Source organism: Flavobacterium aquidurense (assembly GCF_002217195.1).
Lineage (GTDB): Bacteria > Bacteroidota > Bacteroidia > Flavobacteriales > Flavobacteriaceae > Flavobacterium > Flavobacterium frigidimaris.
Window position 1 is genome coordinate 26296 of the sequence record NZ_MUGR01000009.1, and the last position, 19257, is coordinate 45552.

Here is a 19257-nt window from a genome sequence, read left to right on the forward strand (position 1 = left end):
TTCTCAGCAACTGCTTTTTTTGTTTTTAATCTACTTTTACTATTTCGCCATAAACTTTGAATTTTAGGTTTGTGATGTAATTAATTTGTTGTAAAACATTCTCTAATGATGCGTCCTTCTTTATGAATACCGTTAATGGTGTTGCTAATACGTGTTCATTATTGTACTCAAATGAAACTCCGTATTTATATTGTAAAATCGTGATAACCTGCTGTAGTGTAGTTTGATTCAGCGTTACATCTGTATTGTACCAATTGACCAAAAATGCTTTATCTGCTTGTTGTTTGGTCAGTTTATGAGATTCAAACAAAGCTTCTTGGTTGGGAACCAAATCAACGCTTTGTCCTTTTCCGGAAACATTTACTTTTCCGGTTACAACAATAACTTCGCATTTTGATTTTGAAAGCTGAATGTGAAATGATGTTCCCACAACTCTGGTTTTAATATCTCCCGAAGTAATGATAAAAGGATGCTTTTTATCTTTGGCAACTTCAAAAAATGCATTTCCTTTTAATAGAGAAACTTTTCTCTCTTCTCCCTGAAATTTTTCAGGATATTGAAATAATGAATTTGCTGCCAGATAAATTTTCGAGCCGTCACTTAATTGGATAGATTTGGGGGTATCTGACGTTTTAAATGATAATTGCTTTTCGGCTATAACAGTTGGTTTGAAATAAATTCCTAAACCAACAAGAAAAAGAATACTGGCAGCTGCCATATATTTTAAATAAGGATTGAAGGTTTTCTTCTTTCCTATTCTAAGTTGAATATTTTCATATATATTTTGAGAAACTTCATCAGGATTTCCCATCGAAATTTCATTCCAACTGGAATTTTGATATTCGTTTAAAGCAAAATCATTCAGTAAATTTTCTTCTGCCTGAGATGTTTTATTTCGGGTGCTTTTATCGACAAGATATTCTAAACTATGTTTGATCCTTTTTATCATAATACTTATTATTACCAGTAAGTACCAGAAAGGCGAAATCGTACTATCGGGAAATATTATGAAACCGTTAACAGAAAGTTATCTTAAAACTTTTGATTCAAAATGATAAATGGAGCAAGCCAGGCAAGGTCTTTCAGGCCTTCTCTCAATTGTTTTAAAGCCGAAGAAATTTGGTTTTTAACAGTTTGTTTTGAGATCCCAAGTTCCTCTGCAATCTGATCAATTGACATGTCCTGAAATTTGTACATCAGTAAAACTTCTTTTCGTTTCTCGGGAAGCTGATCAAGCAAGGTATAAAGTAAATCCATTACTTCAGGATCAATCGAACTGAAATGATCAATAATATAATCTTCGAATTTATCTTCGAGAATCGTCTTGTCGAACCTGTTGTTTTGATAATGTTTGAAGACCTGGTTTTTTACTGCCCTGAACAAATAAGGTTCGATGGCATTAATATTCAAATCGTCTTTTCGTTCCCATAAATCAATAAAAACATCCTGAACAATGTTCTGCGCCAAGTCTTTATCCTGAGTCATCGTATACGAAAAGGCATTGAGCTTTTTCCAGTAATCTGTATACGTTTTTTCAAAAATTTCAGGGTTTTTCATAGCTTCTTTTGGAACTGTTTAGTGATGTAAAATAATAAAATGTTATACCAAACTTTTTTGCCTGAAGGTTATCTTTAAATTAAATAAAGAATTCTTTTGATATAGAAATACTACTATTTTCGGGCAATGTTGACAATCAGGTTGCGATTTCTTTTTTTTTTAATAACATAAAAAACAAATCCTATCTTTACTTTAGTCCTTTCTAAAAAAGGTAATTTTCTTTTGCTGCGTCCTCAGTATTAATAAAAAATTACACTTCTTAAAATCATGAAACAAATTCTGCTTACCTTATTTATTGCCGGCACACTGCATTGCAACAGTCAGATAAAAAACGACAAACTCAAAATCAATCAGCTCCAAGTAATCGGATCACACAATAGTTACCGCCAGAATATTGAACCTGAATTGTACAATCTCATTCAGGCAAAAGATACTTCTCGTTCTCTAAAAGGCCTACAATACACCCATATCTCTCTTACAGAACAATTGAATAAAGGTTTACGAAATCTGGAGATTGATGTTCAGGGCGATACTAAAGGCGGAAAATATGCGCACCCAAAAGGATTAGACCTGGCAAAATCTCAAGCTGCTTATGATCCGAACGCAGAGATGAAAAAACCGGGCTTTAAAGTCTTTCATATGATCGATATTGATTTTAGAACATCCTGCTACACGCTCCAAAATTGTCTTGCCGAATTAAAAAAATGGTCGGATGCCAATCCGGATCACATTCCGGTTTTCATTACGCTGGAACCAAAAGATGACGATAGTTTCTTAGGTACAAAAGCTGAGAAGTTCACGCCTGAATTGTTCGATGCTTTAGACAAAGAACTTCGTAAAGGATTAGCAGATAAAATCATCACGCCGGATATGGTTCGCGGTAAATACACAACTTTAGAAGAAGCTGTTTTACACCACAACTGGCCAACGCTAAAAAAAGCAAAAGGCAAATTTTTGTTTATTTTAGATAACAACGGAGCAAAAAGAGATTTGTATGCCCTTAATCATCCATCTCTAAAAGGACGTGCTGCTTTTATCAATGCCGATCCCGGAAAACCCGAAGCTGCCACTTTATTTAGAAACAATTCTGAGGATCCTCAAATTGCCGATTTAGTAAAAAAAGGTTACATTATAAGAACGCGCGCCGACTCTGACACCAAAGAAGCCAGAGCCAACGATTACAAACATTTTGAAGCCGCCAAAAATTCCGGCGCTCAGGTGATTACTACAGATTATTATTTGCCAAGTACATTTTTCGATTCTCCGTATCAGGTTAAGTATGATGATGGCAGTTATGTGAGGGTGAATCCTATTAATGGAACGGAGTAAGTTTCAAGTTTATTTTTTTTCATGTTTCAAGTTTTGCTTTGTGTGAAACTTGGAACTTATTTATGGCACGCCGATTTAAATGGAATAATGCTGATTTTTTATTCTCATTATATGTCATTTCGAAGCAGAAGAAATCACACTTGTGACTCGACAAAGATTGGCGATTTTCTTTGCGGAATTTCTTGTGTGATTTCTCCTTCATCAAAATGACAAGATTGTGGTTACTGGTTTATAAAATCAGCATAAATCCGTGTCATTCGTGTGCCATTTCTTATTTCAAACTTTTAATTGTTCCTGTTTTCAAATCGACACTAAAATGATCTGCAGGAACTTCGTGCATGAATTTATTGAAGATAATCAGAAACAATCGCATTTGGTTTTGTAATGGTTTTTCTTTTGAATTATCTCCTTTATGATTCTCGAAAAACAATTGAGATACTACTTTGTATTGTTTGGCTCTCAAGGTTCCAACATCAATTAATGCCAATTCATCTGCACTTCTGAAACGATAGAAATCCACCAGAAGATCATAACCTGTCCAATTGAAATCTTGTTTTTTAAGATTGTTCAGGGCCAGAAATTTATCTGTTTTACTTTCTGCTTCTGACCATTCTTTTTTAAAGTTTTCTTTGTCTTTCAACATCACATCAAAATCTTTATCGGATTGAATATTGGCTAAAACCAATAGATCTTCTGCCGAAACATTTAGAATAAAATTCTTGAAAGATTCTGGCCAATCGTCTTTCAGAAAACGTAAACGAACCAATTCCTTTAGATGGAAATCAGTAAAATCATGGTAATTTTTAGTCTTTAAAATATCACTATTCCAAATTCCTTTTGCGTTTTGACTTGCTAAGAATTGATATTCTATTGTATACAAATCAAAAAGTTCATCGTATCGCGGAACTTCATCGATTGTAATGGTTTGAATCTCTACCAGATTATCTTTTTTGATCGTCAGTAATTTATAAGCCGGAATATAGGCTGCCAAAGATGGCGTCTGAATATTCACTAAAGTATTTCCTTTTGCTGTGGTTCTGGTTCCTGTATCGTTAATGTGCATGTGTCCGCCAAAATGAATTTTAAGTCCCGCATCAGCAAAAACCTGTGCGACTTGCTCCACCGGAACGCGATTCAGTTGCCATTTATTCGGACCCAGAAGTTCTTTTATTTCCCCCGAAGCGTCGTCATTAAAATCGATCATCGGAAAATGACTGAAAGCAATTAGTGTCTTGCCTTGTTGTTTGGCTTGCGCCGAAATATCTTCGACCCATTTTATCAGGTGTTTTTTATTCGAAAGTACATTATTATAACCCGTACTGGCTTCAGCGTAACTTTTAGAATCTTTAGGATCTCCATCATTTTTCTTGGGGATATAAACGTTGCCGTCAATGGCAATCAACCAAAGTCCATCAACGGGTTCAACAACATAACTCACATCGGGAACTTCATATCCAGGCGCTACATTATAAACGCGATTCGATAATAAAGCGGCTTGAGAAGCTTTTTCAAAACTATAATTTTGAGACGTATAATTTGAAAAAGGTGTTGCCCAGAATTTATGTTTTTTATTGGGATAAAAGCCAAAGTTTCTCAGATTGTCTGTGATTCCTAAATACCCCATTTTAGTAATATCGGCAGTCACTACTACAGGCTGTTCAATCATTAAATTGGGCGTATACAAACCGTCTTTGCTATAAATAGGCTGACTTTTTCCTTCTTTACCCAGAAAATCTTCTTTACCGGATTGCTGAGCAAATGGGCCAACGGGATCGTGGTTTCCTGTGGTGATAAAAAATTCGATATTGTATTTTTTTCGATATTGATCCAAAATTTTCTCCAGTCCCTTTACATGAATCGGCTGACCATCATCTGTATAATCTCCCGGAAGTGCCACATATTGTATCTTTCTCTTTGCGATATCTTCCAGGGCTGCGATAAAAGCAAAATAGTTTTCATTGAAGATTCGGGTCGAATGCAATTGGGAAGCCATGGTTCGCATCAAAACATATTTACCGGTTTTCGGGTTGAGAATACCTTTATAATCATTGTCTGACAATGTTCCGAATAAATCATGCAAATGAACATCAGATAAAAAAGCAATTTTTGTTCCTTCTAGTTTTTTTTGTTTTTGTGCAGAAATAGTACCGTTACATATAATAAAAAACAAAACGATTAAAGAGGTTGTATATAAAGAGGTAATTCTAGAAATCATAGTTAAGGCTTTTGCAAATGGAAATTGATAAAATGTTTTGCAATGCTATGAATTAAAAGGTGAAGTGCGTTTATGGCAGTGTTATGTAATGATAATTTTTAATGTATTTTAGTCGAAAAGCGGGTAATGCTTTGCAATTAAGTTGTATACAAATGCAAAGTCCGCAAAGCTTTTTTTAATCTGGCTTTGCGGACTTTGCATTTATTAATCGTAATATAAGACAAAAAAATGGCATGCTTTGCGGTTAAATTTGTCAGCTCATTTTAACTTGAAAACCTAAAATTTCAAAATATCTTTTAGTTCTTCGTAACTATTGAAAAGGATTGCTCCTTCTTTTTCTAAATCTTCGTTGTTAAAGCCGTTGGCGAAACCATAGACTTTAAATCCGCCCTGGATTCCTGCTATTACTCCTGCCTTGCTATCTTCAATAACGATACAGTCTTTTACCTCAAATCCCATTTCTTTTGCTGCATGCAGAAAAATTCCCGGTTCGGGTTTCCAGCTCTTAATTTGATACGAACTGAATATTTTGTTTTCGAATTTATCCAGTAAACCCGCGACTTCAAGATTTAGCCTGATTTTATCAACTGGACCGCTCGAAGCTACACAATACGGGATTTTCAATTTATCTAAGAAAGAAACGATACCTTCCATTGGTTTAACCTGTGTTCTGAAAGCTTCAAAACTTTTTTCGCGGTAATCTGATTCAAAATTATCCGGAAGTTTTTTTCCAATAGCCTTTTCAATATGCAGGAAACATTCCTTCAAATTACGTCCGTTAAAATCACGGTACGCATCTTCTAATTTCATTTCAAAACCATATTCGGCTGCCATGGACAACATGATTCCGTTACCAATTTTTTCAGTATCTACAAGAACTCCATCACAATCGAAAATAATACACTTAACTTCCATACTCTTAATTTACATTTTTAATGATCCGTTTTGACCGGAAATGTAAATTACAAAATTATTCTCTAAAGCAAGTTAAATTTTAAAGCGAAGTAGCAATTTTCGACATTATCTGAACAATAAAATCAGCCTGTGCGGGATTTATCTTTTTTAAGGCATGTTCGGTTTGAAACCATTCGGCTCTGTCAACTTCAGCAAAAAATTGCATCTTTCCGGATTTCGGCGGCCATTCCATTTCAAATTCATTGCTTTTTATCAGTGTTACGTCAAGATCAAATTCAAGAGCCCACGCAAAAACTGTTTTCCCCGATTTGAGTTTTACAGGATGAAGTGCAATAAAATCACTTTCTGATTCGCTTTCCAATTTAAAACCCGTTTCTTCATGAAATTCCCGTTTTGCCGCTTCAAGCGGATCTTCATCACCGGTAAATTCTCCTTTAGGAATCGACCAGCTTTCTAAATCTTTATTTTTCCAAAATGGACCGCCGGGATGAACCAGTAAGAAGTAAATTGTTTTATCTGTGAATTTATAAAGAAGGATTCCGGCGCTTTGTTTCATCTGGAGCTGTATTGCTAATTAATATTGTAAATATAGCCAACAATATATTCATTCTCCCCTTTATGTACATATTTACACCTTTTATGTACTTGAGTTTAAGATTTGATTTGTAAATTTAAAAATTCATAAATGTCATAACAATCAAAACTAAAATATTCCTATTTTGAAAAAACATATTTTACTTACCGCAATTCTGGCAAGCAGTTTTGCCATGCAATCTCAAAACAAAATCATAACGATAACCAATTCCCTTTCTGTAGATCGTGAATTCGAAACTGTCGAATTGTCTAAAAAATCTCTTGGATTACCCGCTTCTGCTAAACTGGAAAATTATGCCGTTAAAGAAGTCGGCTCCAATACATTTCTAACCACACAATCTATAGATAATGATGGCGACGCAATAATAGATGTAGTACTTTTTCAACCCAAAATAAAAGCATCATCACATAAAGATTTTGAAGTTGTGGTTGCCGAAAATCCATCAAAACAAACTACCATTAGCTGCTATTCGAGATTTGTGCCGGAACGCACAGATGATTATGCATGGGAAAACAACAAAGTGGCCTTTAGAACTTACGGTCCCGTAGCGCAAAAAATGGTGGAAGAAAATATTGCCGGAGGAACGCTCACCAGCGGAATTGATGCGTGGCTAAAAAGAGTCGAATATCCTATTATCAATAAATGGTATGAAAAAGCGACGAACGGAACCGGAACGTATCACAAAGATACTGGCGAAGGTCTGGATAATTTTCATGTGGGTGACAGCCGTGGCGTGGGCGGAATTGCCGTTAAAGTGGATAATAAATACTATTTCTCCAAGAATTTTATCAGCTGGAAAACCATTACTACAGGACCAATCAGAACGAGTTTTATCCTGACTTATGCCAATTGGAATGCAAAAGGCAATAAAATAACCGAATCAAAACTAATCAGTCTGGACTATGGAAGTTACCTCTCCCGCTTTGAAATTAATATTACCGGAACAAAATCTGTTGCAGCAGGAATAACACTTCATGACAAAAAAGGAACTACGGGAACAAACCTCAAAGAAGGCTGGTTAAGTTACTGGGAACCTATCGATGATTCTGAAATTGGAACCGGAATTGTAGCTCCCAAAAATACCTTAACAAGCTTTGACAATCATATTACTACCGAAAAAGATCTGAGTAATCTGTACGGCAATATCGAAGTCAAAAACAACAAAGCAATTTATTATGTGGGCTTTGGATGGAAAAAAGGAAGTCCGTTTCAAAATCAAAAAGAATGGGAAACGTACTTGAACGATTTTGCAAAAAAGATCAATACTCCGTTGGTTGTTAAGGTGAAGAAGTAGTTTCTATTGCCCGCGGGTTTAACTGGTTAAATCCGTGGGCCAAAACGCTAAGATTTTCTTGCCGGAAAATAATTCTCTTTCAAAATAATTTCGAGCGGAATATAATGGGTATTGGCAACGGTTTCCTGCAAGACCAACTTTTTATACAAATGATTAATCCCCATATAACCCTGCTCTTCCGGTCTTTGGTTGATCAAAAAATCGATTACGCCTTTGTTGAGATATTCGATATTCTCTTTTAGAAGATCATAGCCGATAATTCGGACGCCTTTTATATTATTTTGCTCTAAAAACCTTGCTACAATATAAGCCCGGGAATTAGGAACAAAAACACTGTTTATTCCGGAAAACATCTCTAGATTCAATTGGTCGATTCCGGAATCTTTGATAGTAACTTCTGAGAATTTAAAATTCTGAAGCTCTTCATGATCTTTAAAAAAGGAATAAAATCCATCAATACGCTGCAAATACACCGAGGTACTTTCTATTTCTCTGGTAATTTTAAAAATCAAAATCTGCCTTTCGTTCTTAACCGCAAAACTAATCAGTCTTCCTGCCAGATAACCGCTCTGAAAAGCATCCTGACCTACATAAGCATGCTGGTCATTATTAGAAATATTAGAATCGATCATCACAATGGGCGTGTTTTTCTTTTCATATTCACTTAAAAAGCGAACCGATTCTTCATAAAAAATAGGCGCAAACAACAATGCGTCACAATCAAATTCCAATACTTTTTTGACGGACTCTTTAAACGAACTGATATTAAAATCATAAAAGAAATAATCCAGCACAATTCCGAACTTACTAAATTCAATTGCTGCTTTTTCTATTCCTGCAATTTGGCTTTTCCAATATTCCAGATTTTCATATTGAGGCAAAAAAACTGCAAAATGAAACTTTTTATTCAAAGCAAGATTACTGGCCAGAATATTTCGTTTGTACCCGTATTGTTCTATAATAGCATTTACCTTATCTACATTTTCCTGAGCAACCTGCCCACGATTATGAATAATTCTGTCAACAGTTCCAGGTGAAACGTTTGCTAGTTCGGCAATTTTTTTTATCGTTATGATATTGATGATTTTTAAGTTAATTGATTCTTTAAACCGCTGTAAATTATTATTATTTTTATCAAATATAAGTTGTTATACTTAACTTTTTATATACATTTGTAAAAGCCCGTGTGCGTACACGCAAATATACACATGTGCTGGTAAAAATCACAATATAAGAGCAAATATTATTACGATTTTCGCTTCTAAATAAATTTACGCTTATTTTAACGCAAAATCATACTATAAAATTTAGTTTATTAAATCAATCAAATAATTATTAAACAATTAATTATACCTCTTTATATTAAGAGATACTAAAAGTAGATTCAGAAGATAAAACATACATTTTCAGTAGGATAACAATTAAGCAAAATCATTTTTTAAATAACGCTGACATTTTATTTTTTAATAACTCAACACCAGTCATTTATAATGAATTAAATAAAGTAATACTTAATTGTTTTTAATTAAAAATAAACCATTGCTAAGAGATCATGTGACAGCTGATTTACGGGTCAAAAACCTAATTTTTAAACCATAAAATACACACAAAGAATAAAACATAAAACCAAATAAAATGATTGTAGATTCATTACAAAACGCCGCAAAATATTTCAGTCTTCATCCTAATTTCAAAAAAGCATTTGATTATGTTGATCAAACTGATATTAGTACTCTCGAAGAAGGAGCATTTGAAATTGCGGAAGGATTAAAAGTAATTGTGATTGTTGGCCAAGGCGCAACCAAAGAAGAAAGTATAAAAGGCTTTGAATGTCACGATAAAAATATCGACATTCAGATTTCGATAAAAGGTCCGGAAACTTTTGCCTGGAAACCAAGAGAAAAATGTATTAGCCCAAATGGGGAGTATAGTGACGAAAGAGATGTCCGTTTTTTCCATGATAAACCCGATATGTTTTTTGAATTGCAGGAAAAACAATTTGCCATCTTATTTCCAGAAGATGTTCACGCTGCGATGATAGGCGAAGGAACTCTTAAAAAAATTGTTATTAAAGTAAAAATCTAAAGTATATGAGCAGCATTCAAAATAGCATTGATGTTATTGCAAAACAAGGAATTCTTCCGTTGTATTTTAATACTGATGAAACGATCAGTATTGAGGTGCTGAAAACACTTTACAAAGCTGGAATCAGAGCCGTAGAATATACCAACAGAGGTTCTGAAGCTTTATCTAACTTCAAAAAAATGGTGGCAGCGAGAAACGCGGAACTACCGGGTATGCTTTTAGGAATTGGAACAATCAAAAATCTAGAACAGGCTCAGGAATTTCATACCGCTCAAGCTGACTTTTTTATCAGTCCTGGTTTTGTGCCTGAAGTCGCCCATTTTCTAAAAAGCAAAGAAGTTCTGTACACGCCGGGCTGTATGACGCCAACAGAAATTATCGCAGCCGAAAATACAGGAATAGAACTTGTGAAGCTTTTTCCGGGAAATATTTTAGGTACGGAATTTTTGAGCAGCATAAAAGACATATTCCCTTCCCTGGTCTTCATGACAACGGGAGGTGTAGAAACTACTCACCAAAGCATAGAAAGCTGGCTTTCAGCCGGAGCTTCAGCAGTTGGACTGGGAAGCAAGCTGATCAGCAAAAAACGCATGGAAGAACAGGATTACGAAACAATCGAGAGTGAAACTAAAAAAATGCTCGAAATTATCGAGACGATAAGAAGGTAATTAACTCCTGGCTAAAATTTATATTCACCACAATCATGAACCTCTTTTTAAAATTTAAAAACGTTCTCTATGTGCCGAAAAAATTATAATAATCATAAAATACAATATGGATTCAATATTTAATCTAAAAGGAAAAATTGCGCTTATTACTGGCGGTGCAGGTGTATTAGGAAGCAATTTTGCAAGCGTTTTGGCACAACAGGGCGTTATTACAGGAATCGTTTCTCAATCGATTGAAAAAGCCAATAAAACAGTAGAAGCAATAGAGAAAAATGGAGGAAAAGCTTTTGCGGTTCAGGCAAATGTCCTTAACAAAGAAGAACTGGAAAAAGCCAGGGATTTTATCGCAGAAAAATACGGCCGTCTGGATATTTTAATCAATGCTGCCGGAGGAAATATGCCCGGAGCAACAATCCAGCCGGATCAGGCGATTTATGACATGAAAACGGATGATTTGCAAAAAGTTGTCGATTTGAATATCATCGGAACCATGTTGCCGTCTCAAGTATTCTCAGAACTTTTTGCCAAACAAAAATCAGGAAACATCATCAATATTTCATCGGCATCAGCACAAAGACCTCTAACCAGAGTTGTGGGATATTCCGCTTCAAAAGCGGCAATTGATAATTTTACACAGTGGATGGCGGTTGAACTGGCTTCTAAATACGGCGAAGGAATTCGTGTTAATGCTATTTCGCCGGGATTTTTTATCGGAGAACAAAACCGTGCGCTATTGCTGACTCCGGAAGGAAAACTAACACCAAGAGGCGAAAAAATTATCGAACATACGCCAATGGGAAGATTTGGAACTCCTGAAGATATCGATGGAGCGCTTTTATTCTTATGCAGTGACATGTCTAAATTTGTAACGGGAACGATCTTAAAAGTCGACGGTGGATTTGCCGCTACAAGTATTTAAAATAATCATCAACAAAATAAATCAAAAATGGAACAAACGTTAAGATGGTTCGGACCAAACGATCCAGTTTCTTTACAAGATATAAAACAAACCGGCGCAACCGGAATTGTAACCGCATTACACCATATTCCAAACGGTCAGGTTTGGGATATCGAAGAAATTATCAAACGAAAAGTTGAAATTGAGCACGAAAATGGCGATCCTAAAAAAGGTGCGTCAGGTTTGACATGGTCAGTTGTAGAAAGCATTCCGGTACATGAAGACATCAAGAAACAAACCGGAAATTACCTGCAATACATTGAAAATTATAAAGAAAGCATTCGAAATCTGGCTTTATGCGGGATAAAATGCATTTGCTACAATTTTATGCCGGTTTTAGACTGGTCCAGAACCGATTTAGCGTATGAAACAGCAGACGGATCTAAGGCATTGCGTTTTGATATTAATGCTTTTGCAGCTTTTGAACTGTTTATTCTAAAAAGACCCGGAGCAGAAAATGAATATTCACAGGAACAGATTCAAAAAGCGACAAAATACTTTGAAGCTATGACTGATGCTGACAAAGTAAAACTACAGCAAAACATTCTGGCGGGACTTCCAGGTGCTGAAGAGGCTTATTCTGTAGAAGATTTTCTGATTACTTTAAGCGGTTACAATCATATCGACAGAAAAGCGCTGAAAGAAAACTTATTCTTCTTTCTAAAAGAAATTATTCCGGTTGCCGAGAGCAAAGGAGTTTTGATGGCGATTCATCCTGACGATCCTCCCTACCCGATCTTAGGTTTGCCAAGGGTTGTGAGTACCGAAGAAGATTTAATAGAATTGATGGCTGCAGCCGAATCAAAATCGAACGGGTTCACCATGTGTACAGGTTCATACGGCGTAAGAGCTGATAATGATTTACCGGGAATCGTACGACGTCACGGTGATAAAATGAATTTTATTCACTTAAGAAGTACAGAAAGAGATGCTGAAGGAAGCTTTTACGAAGCCAATCATCTTGAAGGAGATGTTGATATGTACGAAGTGGTAAAAGCAATTGTTGAAGTCGAAAAAAGAAATAATAGCCAATTGCCAATGCGCCCTGATCACGGTCACCAAATGCTGGACGATTTGAATAAAAAAACCAATCCGGGATATTCAGCTATTGGCCGTTTGAGAGGTCTGGCCGAATTAAGAGGGCTTGAAATGGGAATAAAAAAGTCGCTTTAAAAGTTACCGTAAAGCTGCTTTTCTTGCCACGAAGGCACTAAGACGCGAAGTTTTCATTTCAAGTCACCTTTATAAAAGGATTTAAGCGGATTTACGCAGAGATTATTTACAGATTTTTATTAATTAAATCTGCGCGATTTCCCTAAATCTTTTAAAATCTGCGTGAAACAAAAAAATGGCCTCTTTTGCGCCTTCGTGGCAAACTACTAACTAACCAAAAAACCACAACCATGAACCGCCAAACCATTCTCATTTGTTGCAGCCTTTTTGTAAATAGCATTGCATTTAGTCAGCAAACGCCAAAAATACTCACAGATTCAAAAGCGAACTATTTACCGGATTTTAGTTATGCCGGTTATCATTTTGGCGAAAAAAACCTTCCTGAAGTGCAGGGAAAAATAATTAACGCAACAGATTATGGCGTAAAGGCAAATGATGGTTTAGATGATTCGAAAGCGTTATTGAAAGCCGTAAAAGCTGCGAATGCTATTGACGGAAATGTAATTCTGCAATTACCTGCAGGACGTATTATTCTGAGTGATTTTTTATATATCGAAAGTAGCAATTTTGTACTTCGTGGCGCAGGATCGGGAGAAACGGGAACAGAAATCTATTGTCCAAGACCGATGATGTATTTTAAAGATCCTGAATCTTTAGCCGAATTAAGAGAATATTTGACCACGTTTGATAAAAGACAACGCGAACCGGAAAACAATGTCGATTTACCCTTCTCACAATATGCCTGGTCTGGTGGAATCATCTGGACACAAATTCCCGGCGAACGTGTAAAATCATATCTTGATAAGTATGAACCTACTCCAAATCCGTTGGCAAAAGTGAGTTCCGGAAATATGGGCGAACATATCCTCAATGTTTCCGAGGTAAAAGGATTAAAAGTGGGCAATATTGTTGAGCTGCAATTGTTTAATAAAGACGGTGAAAATGGCGAAATTATTAAAGACTTGTATAAAGGTGCCCATGTAAAACCAGGGTCTCATCACTGGAAATTCCCAAAACTGCCCATTGTCAGGCAACAAGTTGAAATTACGAAAATTTCAAACTCAAAAATAACAATCAAAACACCATTGACTATTTCGATAAAACCATCTTATCAGGCACAACTGGTTGAGTGGAAACACTTAGATGAAGTGGGAATCGAACACCTTCGTTTTACTTTTCCTGATATTCCCAGAGTGGCACATCATGTAGAACCCGGAAATAACGCAATATTTCTAACACGTGTTTTTAATAGTTGGGTAAAAGATGTTACCATTACAAATGCTGACAGCGGAATTTTAGGCGAAGAAATCTCTAACGTTACCATTCAGGATATTGTTACAGATGGCCCTCACATGTCGCACTATACCGTGACTTTGGGCGGCGTTCACAATGTGTTGGTGAAGAATCTGAAAATTTACAACAAAGCCGTTCACCCTTTAAGTTTCAATACTTTTGCAACAAAAAATGTGTATCAGGACTGTGAGATCTTTGCCGATGCATTATTAGACCAGCATTCCGGAGCGAATCATCAAAACTTGTTCGATCATATTACCGTACATATAACGCCGGATAAAAACAATAGTTATTACTTGTTTGGCGGTGGCGGTGCTGAGTATTGGAAGCCTTCTCACGGGCCATTCAGTACATTCTGGAATCTGAATGTTCAGGTCGATAATGCAGCCGAGATCACCAAACCTGTCTTGCTTTACGGCATGAAAGACGGACCTTTTGCAAGAATTATCGGGGTGAATGGCAATGCCAAATTTGAAGTAAAATACGAACCTGACCCTTATATTGAATTCCTGAATACACCGATGGATAAAGTTCCTTCTCTTTATGAATATCAATTAAAAAGACGCTTGAAGAAATAATATTTAAATACATAGAAACATAGCTTTTGGAACGTAAAAAAAGGCGTTTCACTCTACATTAAAAAACATAGTACTTAAGGTTTAGCTATGTGTAAAAACTAGCTTTTTGAATTACCTTATTTGACAAAGAAAATCTATGTTTCTATGTGTTAAAAAAAATGCACCCCAGATAGCCATCGGTATAAAGATTAATCCCTGGTATAAAAAATAGCCACGAATTCACGAATGATTGTGCTCAATATATTAGAAAAAATTCGTGAATTCGTGGCAAAAATAAACTTTATCACTTTGTTCCTTTGAACCTAAAAAAAAATGCTATGAAATACAAAATAGCCTTTCTTCTAACTGTACTTATTTTCGGGAATGTATTTTCCCAGAATAAATACCGCCTTAAAAATATCTCGACTACTGACGGACTTTCGCAGAGTTCTGTCATCGCTATTCATCAGGATAAGTTCGGGCAAATGTGGTTTGGGACACGAGACGGACTAAATAAATATGATGGAAGCAAATTCACCATTTTCAGAAATGATGTGACCAATAAACATTCGATCAGCAACAATGATATTTTATCTATCGAAGAAGATAATACAGGTAAAATCTGGGTAGGCACCTACAATGGACTCAATTGTTATGATCCTCTCAGCAATACTTTTACACGATATTTGCACACCAAAAACAATCACACGATAAGTAGCAATGCCATTTGGTCGATCAAAGAAATTGGCGACGAAATGTGGTTTGGAACTTCAAAAGGATTAACTGTTTATAATAAAAAATCAAAACTATTTTCGTCTGTTTTTCATTCTGACACAGACCATACAACGGTACCAAGCAACAATATTATTACGATCCTAAAAACTAAAAAAGGCGAAATATGGATTGGCACAACCAAAGGTTTATGTAAACTTACAGATCGGAAAAACGGAAAACTTTTGTTTAAAAATTATCCTTTAAATACTATTGATCTTCTGAATGTTCAGGCGATTACTGAAGATGCTTCAGGTAATTTATGGGTTGGAACAAAAAATAAAGGACTTTTAAAATTTGATAAGACCTCAAATTGTTTTGTTTCTTTTTTATCCGATGATAAATACCGTGAAATCAATACGGATATTCGCTCTTTGGCTATTGATAGTCAAGGTTCTTTATGGATTGGCGCCTACGACGGAATCTATATTTTGGGAAAAGACAAAAGCATTCAGAAAATAAACAATAGTAACAACAGCAACGGAATTGACAAAGTAAAGTCGGTTTTTATGGATCGAAAAGGCTCTGTCTGGATTGGTTGTTATTACAAAGGCGTTAATATCTGGGATATTTCCAATGTGAATTTCTCCAACTACAATCAGAATTCAAAAAAGATTCCGATGAGTTTTGATGTTGTGAGTTCGATTATTGCTGACAAAAACCACAATATCTATTTTGGGACTGAAGGCGGCGGCATTACCATTTACAATAAGAATACCCAAGCGACGAGTTACATCAACAGTAAGAGCGGTCAAACCGTTAAAAATGATATAAAATCGATGTGTCTTTCGGGCGATATTTTATGGATCGGGACATTCTTAAAAGGATTATCGGCTTATAATACCATTACAAAAAGAATCGAAGACAATAGAATTGCTCCGGATTTAAATGCTTTACTAAAAGAATCCGGCGTGTATGCTATCAAAGCCGAAGGAAATGATATCATCTGGATTGGCACTTTTGGCAAAGGTTTGATTCGGTACAACACCCTTTCTAAAACCTTTGAAACGATTCAAAACGATAATACAAAAGCCAATTATCTCACCAATACAATTGTCCGTACTCTTTTAGTGGATCAAAAAAAAGGAATTTGGGTGGGGACACAAAATGGACTGAATTACATTGCGCTCCATAATTTTGATCCTCATAAATACGCGATCCAACATTACTTTTTTGATTCGGCCTCTTTAACCGGAGATGATATTCTGACATTGTTTCAGGACAGTCAAAAGAAAGTCTGGGTAGGAACAAAAGCGAAAGGCCTGCATTATTTTGATGGAAAAAAATTCAATAAAATCAATCTAAAGGTAGGAAACACAATCATTACTTCGATACATTCTATACTTGAAGATGACGATAAAAACCTATGGATCAGTACCAATCAGGGCATTATAAAATACAGTACCACACTAAAAACCGTTGTGATATACGATCAAAAAGATGGTTTGGCGAGCAATGAATTTAATGATAATGCCGCTTTGAAACTTGATTCGAATCAATTTTATTTCGGAAGTCCATCGGGAGCCACTTATTTTGATGCTAAAAAGATCTCTTTAAATAAATATGCCCCGCAAGTATTAATTACCAACCTTAAAATTAAAAATCAAACCATAAATCCCAATGATTCCATTGGCATTTTAGAAAAAAGCATCGGTTATACCAAAACAATTACACTGGATTATGATAAGGCAAATTTCTCGATCGATTTTGCAATTCCAAATTATATTCGGTCTAAAAACAATCAATACAGCTACCGTTTGGTTGGCTTAGAAAATAACTGGACCACCACTAAAAGCACCGAAGCCATTTTTGCCATTCAGAATCCCGGAACCTATACTTTTGAAGTTCGCGGTGCCAATAATGACGGGGTTTGGAATAAAGTTCCAACAACGCTCACTGTAATCGTAAAACCGGCTCCTTGGCGCAGTATCTGGGCATTTTTATTGTACGGAATCGTAATTGGTCTTGGATTATACGGTTTAATCTGGATCATGAAATCGAAAGCCAAGCTCAAACAAAAACTCGAATTAGAATATCTGGAAACCAAGCGAATTGAAGAAAATAATATTGCCAAACTGGATTTCTTTACTAATATCTCACATGAATTCAGAACGCCGTTAACCCTGATATTAGGTCCTTTGCAGCAAATTCTCGCCAAATATAACGGAACCAATGAAATGTATAAAAAACTATTGGTGATCGAAGGAAGTGCCAACCATCTTTTGAGCCTGATCAACCGTTTAATGGATTTCAGAAAACTCGAAAATCATCAGGTTACCCTTGAATCGGCAGAGGGAAACATTGTAAAATTTACCAAAGAAATCTTTCTGTCTTTTATAGAATATGCCAAAGACGGCGGTTATACGTATACTTTCGAATCTTCTGAAGAAGAAATTCCGGTGTATTTTGATCGCTATAAATTAGAGCGTGTTTTCTATAATTTGATTTCAAATGCTTTTAGATACACTCCAAAAGGCGGAAATATTCATCTTAAAATATCCCATGACAGTGAGAATCTTTTTATAGCAATAGAAGATTCAGGAGTGGGAATTGCACCGGAACATATTGATAAAATTTTCGATTTGTTTTTTGAAGTTCCGATGCACAACAACGTGCAGAAAAACTACAACAAAGGAACCGGAATCGGACTTTCGATTGTGAAAAACATCGTTAAACTCCACAAAGGAGATATTAAAGTCACAAATAAAGAAACTCAGGGTGTGGTTTTTAAAGTCACACTTCCCTTAGGCAGGGCGCATCTTTTAGACTCTGAAATTATTACTGATTTTAAAATTAGTGATGATATCGATCAATACACCGCGCAATTACAGACAGCTGAAATAGCAGAACCGGAAGATATTGATGATTTTGTAGTCAACGATGAAAAGCAAACCATCCTGATCGTTGAAGATCATAAAGTGCTGCGCTCGTTCATGAAAAAGTTACTCAAAGAAGATTACAATATTATTGAAGCTGAAAACGGAAAAGTAGCTTTTGAAAAAGCATTGCAGCATTTGCCCAATCTAATTATCAGCGATGTTATAATGCCGGAAATGGTAGGAACAGAACTTTGTTCTAAAATCAAGGAGAATCTAAAAACAAGTCATATTCCGGTTATTCTCTTAACATCGAGAACATCGCTGGTCTATAAATTTGAAGGTTTAGAAAGTGGTGCCGATGATTATATCAGTAAACCTTTCAATTTAACCGAATTTAAACTTCGCGTAAAAAACCTGCTGAATTCAACGGAACGTCTGAAAAACAAATTCTCCAGTGAGGATAACTTTATTCCCTCAGAAATAACAGTTTCGTCCTTAGATGAAGAATTATTGAAAAAAGCGTTTAAGATTGTTGAAGAAAATATTTCGAACGAGCAATTCGATATTCCGCTTTTCTGTACAGAATTGGGCGTTAGTCGTACCATGTTATTTCTAAAAATAAAAGCCTGGACCAATTACACACCAAACGAGTTCATTCATGAAATAAGATTAAAACGTGCGGCTCAATTATTAGAGCAAAATAAATTAAACGTTTCCGAAATTAGTTATAAAGTAGGTTTCAATAATCCGAAATACTTCAGCAAATGCTTCCAAAAAAAGTACGGCGAAACGCCAACACAATTTGCGGATAAGTTTTTCAAATCTTCTGCCGTAATTTAGTAAATTCGTTATTTTAAAGGGTTTAAAAAAGGGTATCTGTATTTTTAGATACCCTTTTTTGTATTTCTATATCGTTTGCGACTCTTACATTTGCCCTTATGAAGATCAAAAAAACAAAATTCCTTTTACTGCAAATTCTATTTGTGATCATCATAATCGGAATGAGCTTATTGATTTTCTATTTTATC

Annotated in this window: 14 protein-coding genes; 8 read left to right on the forward strand and 6 right to left on the reverse strand. The window is 35.6% G+C overall.

Annotated features, from left to right (window positions below; translation table 11 throughout):
- Positions 1–25: 25 nt before the first annotated feature.
- A complete protein-coding gene (locus tag B0A67_RS05630; protein WP_072962065.1) occupies positions 26–949 on the reverse strand; it encodes a FecR family protein in 924 nt (307 codons plus the stop codon).
- A gap of 83 nt (positions 950–1032) precedes the next feature.
- A complete protein-coding gene (locus B0A67_RS05635) occupies positions 1033–1557 on the reverse strand; it encodes an RNA polymerase sigma-70 factor (RefSeq protein ID WP_072962069.1) in 525 nt (174 codons plus the stop codon).
- Positions 1558–1824: 267 nt separating this feature from the next.
- On the opposite strand from B0A67_RS05635, the gene B0A67_RS05640 reads away from it, so the two are divergent.
- Positions 1825–2886, forward strand: a complete 1062-nt coding sequence (locus B0A67_RS05640; RefSeq protein ID WP_072962072.1) for a phosphatidylinositol-specific phospholipase C1-like protein — start codon at positions 1825–1827, stop codon at positions 2884–2886.
- A 271-nt stretch (positions 2887–3157) separates the two neighbouring features.
- Here B0A67_RS05640 and B0A67_RS05645 read toward each other — a convergent pair whose 3' ends face one another.
- The 3 genes from B0A67_RS05645 to B0A67_RS05655 form a co-directional block, all read right to left on the reverse strand.
- Positions 3158–5101: a metallophosphoesterase family protein gene (locus B0A67_RS05645; RefSeq protein ID WP_072962075.1), complete on the reverse strand. Its 1944-nt coding sequence runs from the start codon at positions 5099–5101 to the stop codon at positions 3158–3160.
- 276 nt (positions 5102–5377) lie between these two features.
- Complete coding sequence (locus B0A67_RS05650; protein ID WP_072962078.1) at positions 5378–6016, reverse strand: HAD family hydrolase; 639 nt, start codon at positions 6014–6016, stop codon at positions 5378–5380.
- Positions 6017–6095: 79 nt separating this feature from the next.
- On the reverse strand, positions 6096–6572 hold the full coding sequence (locus tag B0A67_RS05655) for an NUDIX domain-containing protein (RefSeq protein ID WP_072962081.1): 477 nt from the start codon (positions 6570–6572) through the stop codon (positions 6096–6098).
- A gap of 163 nt (positions 6573–6735) precedes the next feature.
- Between B0A67_RS05655 and B0A67_RS05660 the strand changes: the two genes are divergently transcribed.
- Positions 6736–7905, forward strand: coding sequence for a DUF4861 family protein (locus B0A67_RS05660; RefSeq protein WP_072962084.1), 1170 nt, complete (start codon positions 6736–6738; stop codon positions 7903–7905).
- 47 nt (positions 7906–7952) lie between these two features.
- Here the strand turns inward: B0A67_RS05660 and B0A67_RS05665 are convergent, their stop codons facing one another.
- Positions 7953–9047 (reverse strand): substrate-binding domain-containing protein, encoded by a 1095-nt coding sequence (locus B0A67_RS05665; RefSeq protein ID WP_317044079.1) that lies wholly within the window; start codon positions 9045–9047, stop codon positions 7953–7955.
- A gap of 493 nt (positions 9048–9540) precedes the next feature.
- Here B0A67_RS05665 and B0A67_RS05670 point away from each other — a divergent pair, with 493 nt between their 5' ends.
- The 6 genes from B0A67_RS05670 (at position 9541) to B0A67_RS05695 (ending at position 19069) form a co-directional block, all read left to right on the forward strand.
- Complete coding sequence (locus B0A67_RS05670) at positions 9541–9990, forward strand: YhcH/YjgK/YiaL family protein (RefSeq protein ID WP_072962089.1); 450 nt, start codon at positions 9541–9543, stop codon at positions 9988–9990.
- A gap of 5 nt (positions 9991–9995) precedes the next feature.
- On the forward strand, positions 9996–10658 hold the full coding sequence (locus tag B0A67_RS05675; RefSeq protein ID WP_072962092.1) for a bifunctional 4-hydroxy-2-oxoglutarate aldolase/2-dehydro-3-deoxy-phosphogluconate aldolase: 663 nt from the start codon (positions 9996–9998) through the stop codon (positions 10656–10658).
- 106 nt (positions 10659–10764) lie between these two features.
- Entirely contained in the window at positions 10765–11577 is an 813-nt protein-coding gene (locus B0A67_RS05680) for an SDR family oxidoreductase (RefSeq protein WP_072962095.1), read from the forward strand.
- 27 nt (positions 11578–11604) lie between these two features.
- Positions 11605–12789 carry a mannonate dehydratase gene (gene uxuA / locus B0A67_RS05685; protein WP_072962099.1) on the forward strand — a complete coding sequence of 395 codons (1185 nt, stop codon included), beginning with the start codon at positions 11605–11607 and terminating at the stop codon, positions 12787–12789.
- A 230-nt stretch (positions 12790–13019) separates the two neighbouring features.
- On the forward strand, positions 13020–14660 hold the full coding sequence (locus tag B0A67_RS05690) for a hypothetical protein (RefSeq protein WP_072962103.1): 1641 nt from the start codon (positions 13020–13022) through the stop codon (positions 14658–14660).
- A 317-nt stretch (positions 14661–14977) separates the two neighbouring features.
- A complete protein-coding gene (locus tag B0A67_RS05695) occupies positions 14978–19069 on the forward strand; it encodes a two-component regulator propeller domain-containing protein (RefSeq protein WP_072962106.1) in 4092 nt (1363 codons plus the stop codon).
- The last annotated feature ends 188 nt before the right edge of the window (positions 19070–19257 follow it).

Bases quoted from the DNA above. Each gene is read 5' to 3' on its own strand.
- B0A67_RS05630 (WP_072962065.1), bottom strand. From the start codon at position 949: ATGATAAAAAGGATCAAACATAGTTTAGAATATCTTGTCGATAAAAGC.
- B0A67_RS05635 (WP_072962069.1), bottom strand. From the start codon at position 1,557: ATGAAAAACCCTGAAATTTTTGAAAAAACGTATACAGATTACTGGAAA.
- B0A67_RS05640 (WP_072962072.1), top strand. From the start codon at position 1,825: ATGAAACAAATTCTGCTTACCTTATTTATTGCCGGCACACTGCATTGC.
- B0A67_RS05645 (WP_072962075.1), bottom strand. From the start codon at position 5,101: ATGATTTCTAGAATTACCTCTTTATATACAACCTCTTTAATCGTTTTG.
- B0A67_RS05650 (WP_072962078.1), bottom strand. From the start codon at position 6,016: ATGGAAGTTAAGTGTATTATTTTCGATTGTGATGGAGTTCTTGTAGAT.
- B0A67_RS05655 (WP_072962081.1), bottom strand. From the start codon at position 6,572: ATGAAACAAAGCGCCGGAATCCTTCTTTATAAATTCACAGATAAAACA.
- B0A67_RS05670 (WP_072962089.1), top strand. From the start codon at position 9,541: ATGATTGTAGATTCATTACAAAACGCCGCAAAATATTTCAGTCTTCAT.
- B0A67_RS05675 (WP_072962092.1), top strand. From the start codon at position 9,996: ATGAGCAGCATTCAAAATAGCATTGATGTTATTGCAAAACAAGGAATT.
- B0A67_RS05680 (WP_072962095.1), top strand. From the start codon at position 10,765: ATGGATTCAATATTTAATCTAAAAGGAAAAATTGCGCTTATTACTGGC.
- uxuA (WP_072962099.1), top strand. From the start codon at position 11,605: ATGGAACAAACGTTAAGATGGTTCGGACCAAACGATCCAGTTTCTTTA.
- B0A67_RS05690 (WP_072962103.1), top strand. From the start codon at position 13,020: ATGAACCGCCAAACCATTCTCATTTGTTGCAGCCTTTTTGTAAATAGC.
- B0A67_RS05695 (WP_072962106.1), top strand. From the start codon at position 14,978: ATGAAATACAAAATAGCCTTTCTTCTAACTGTACTTATTTTCGGGAAT.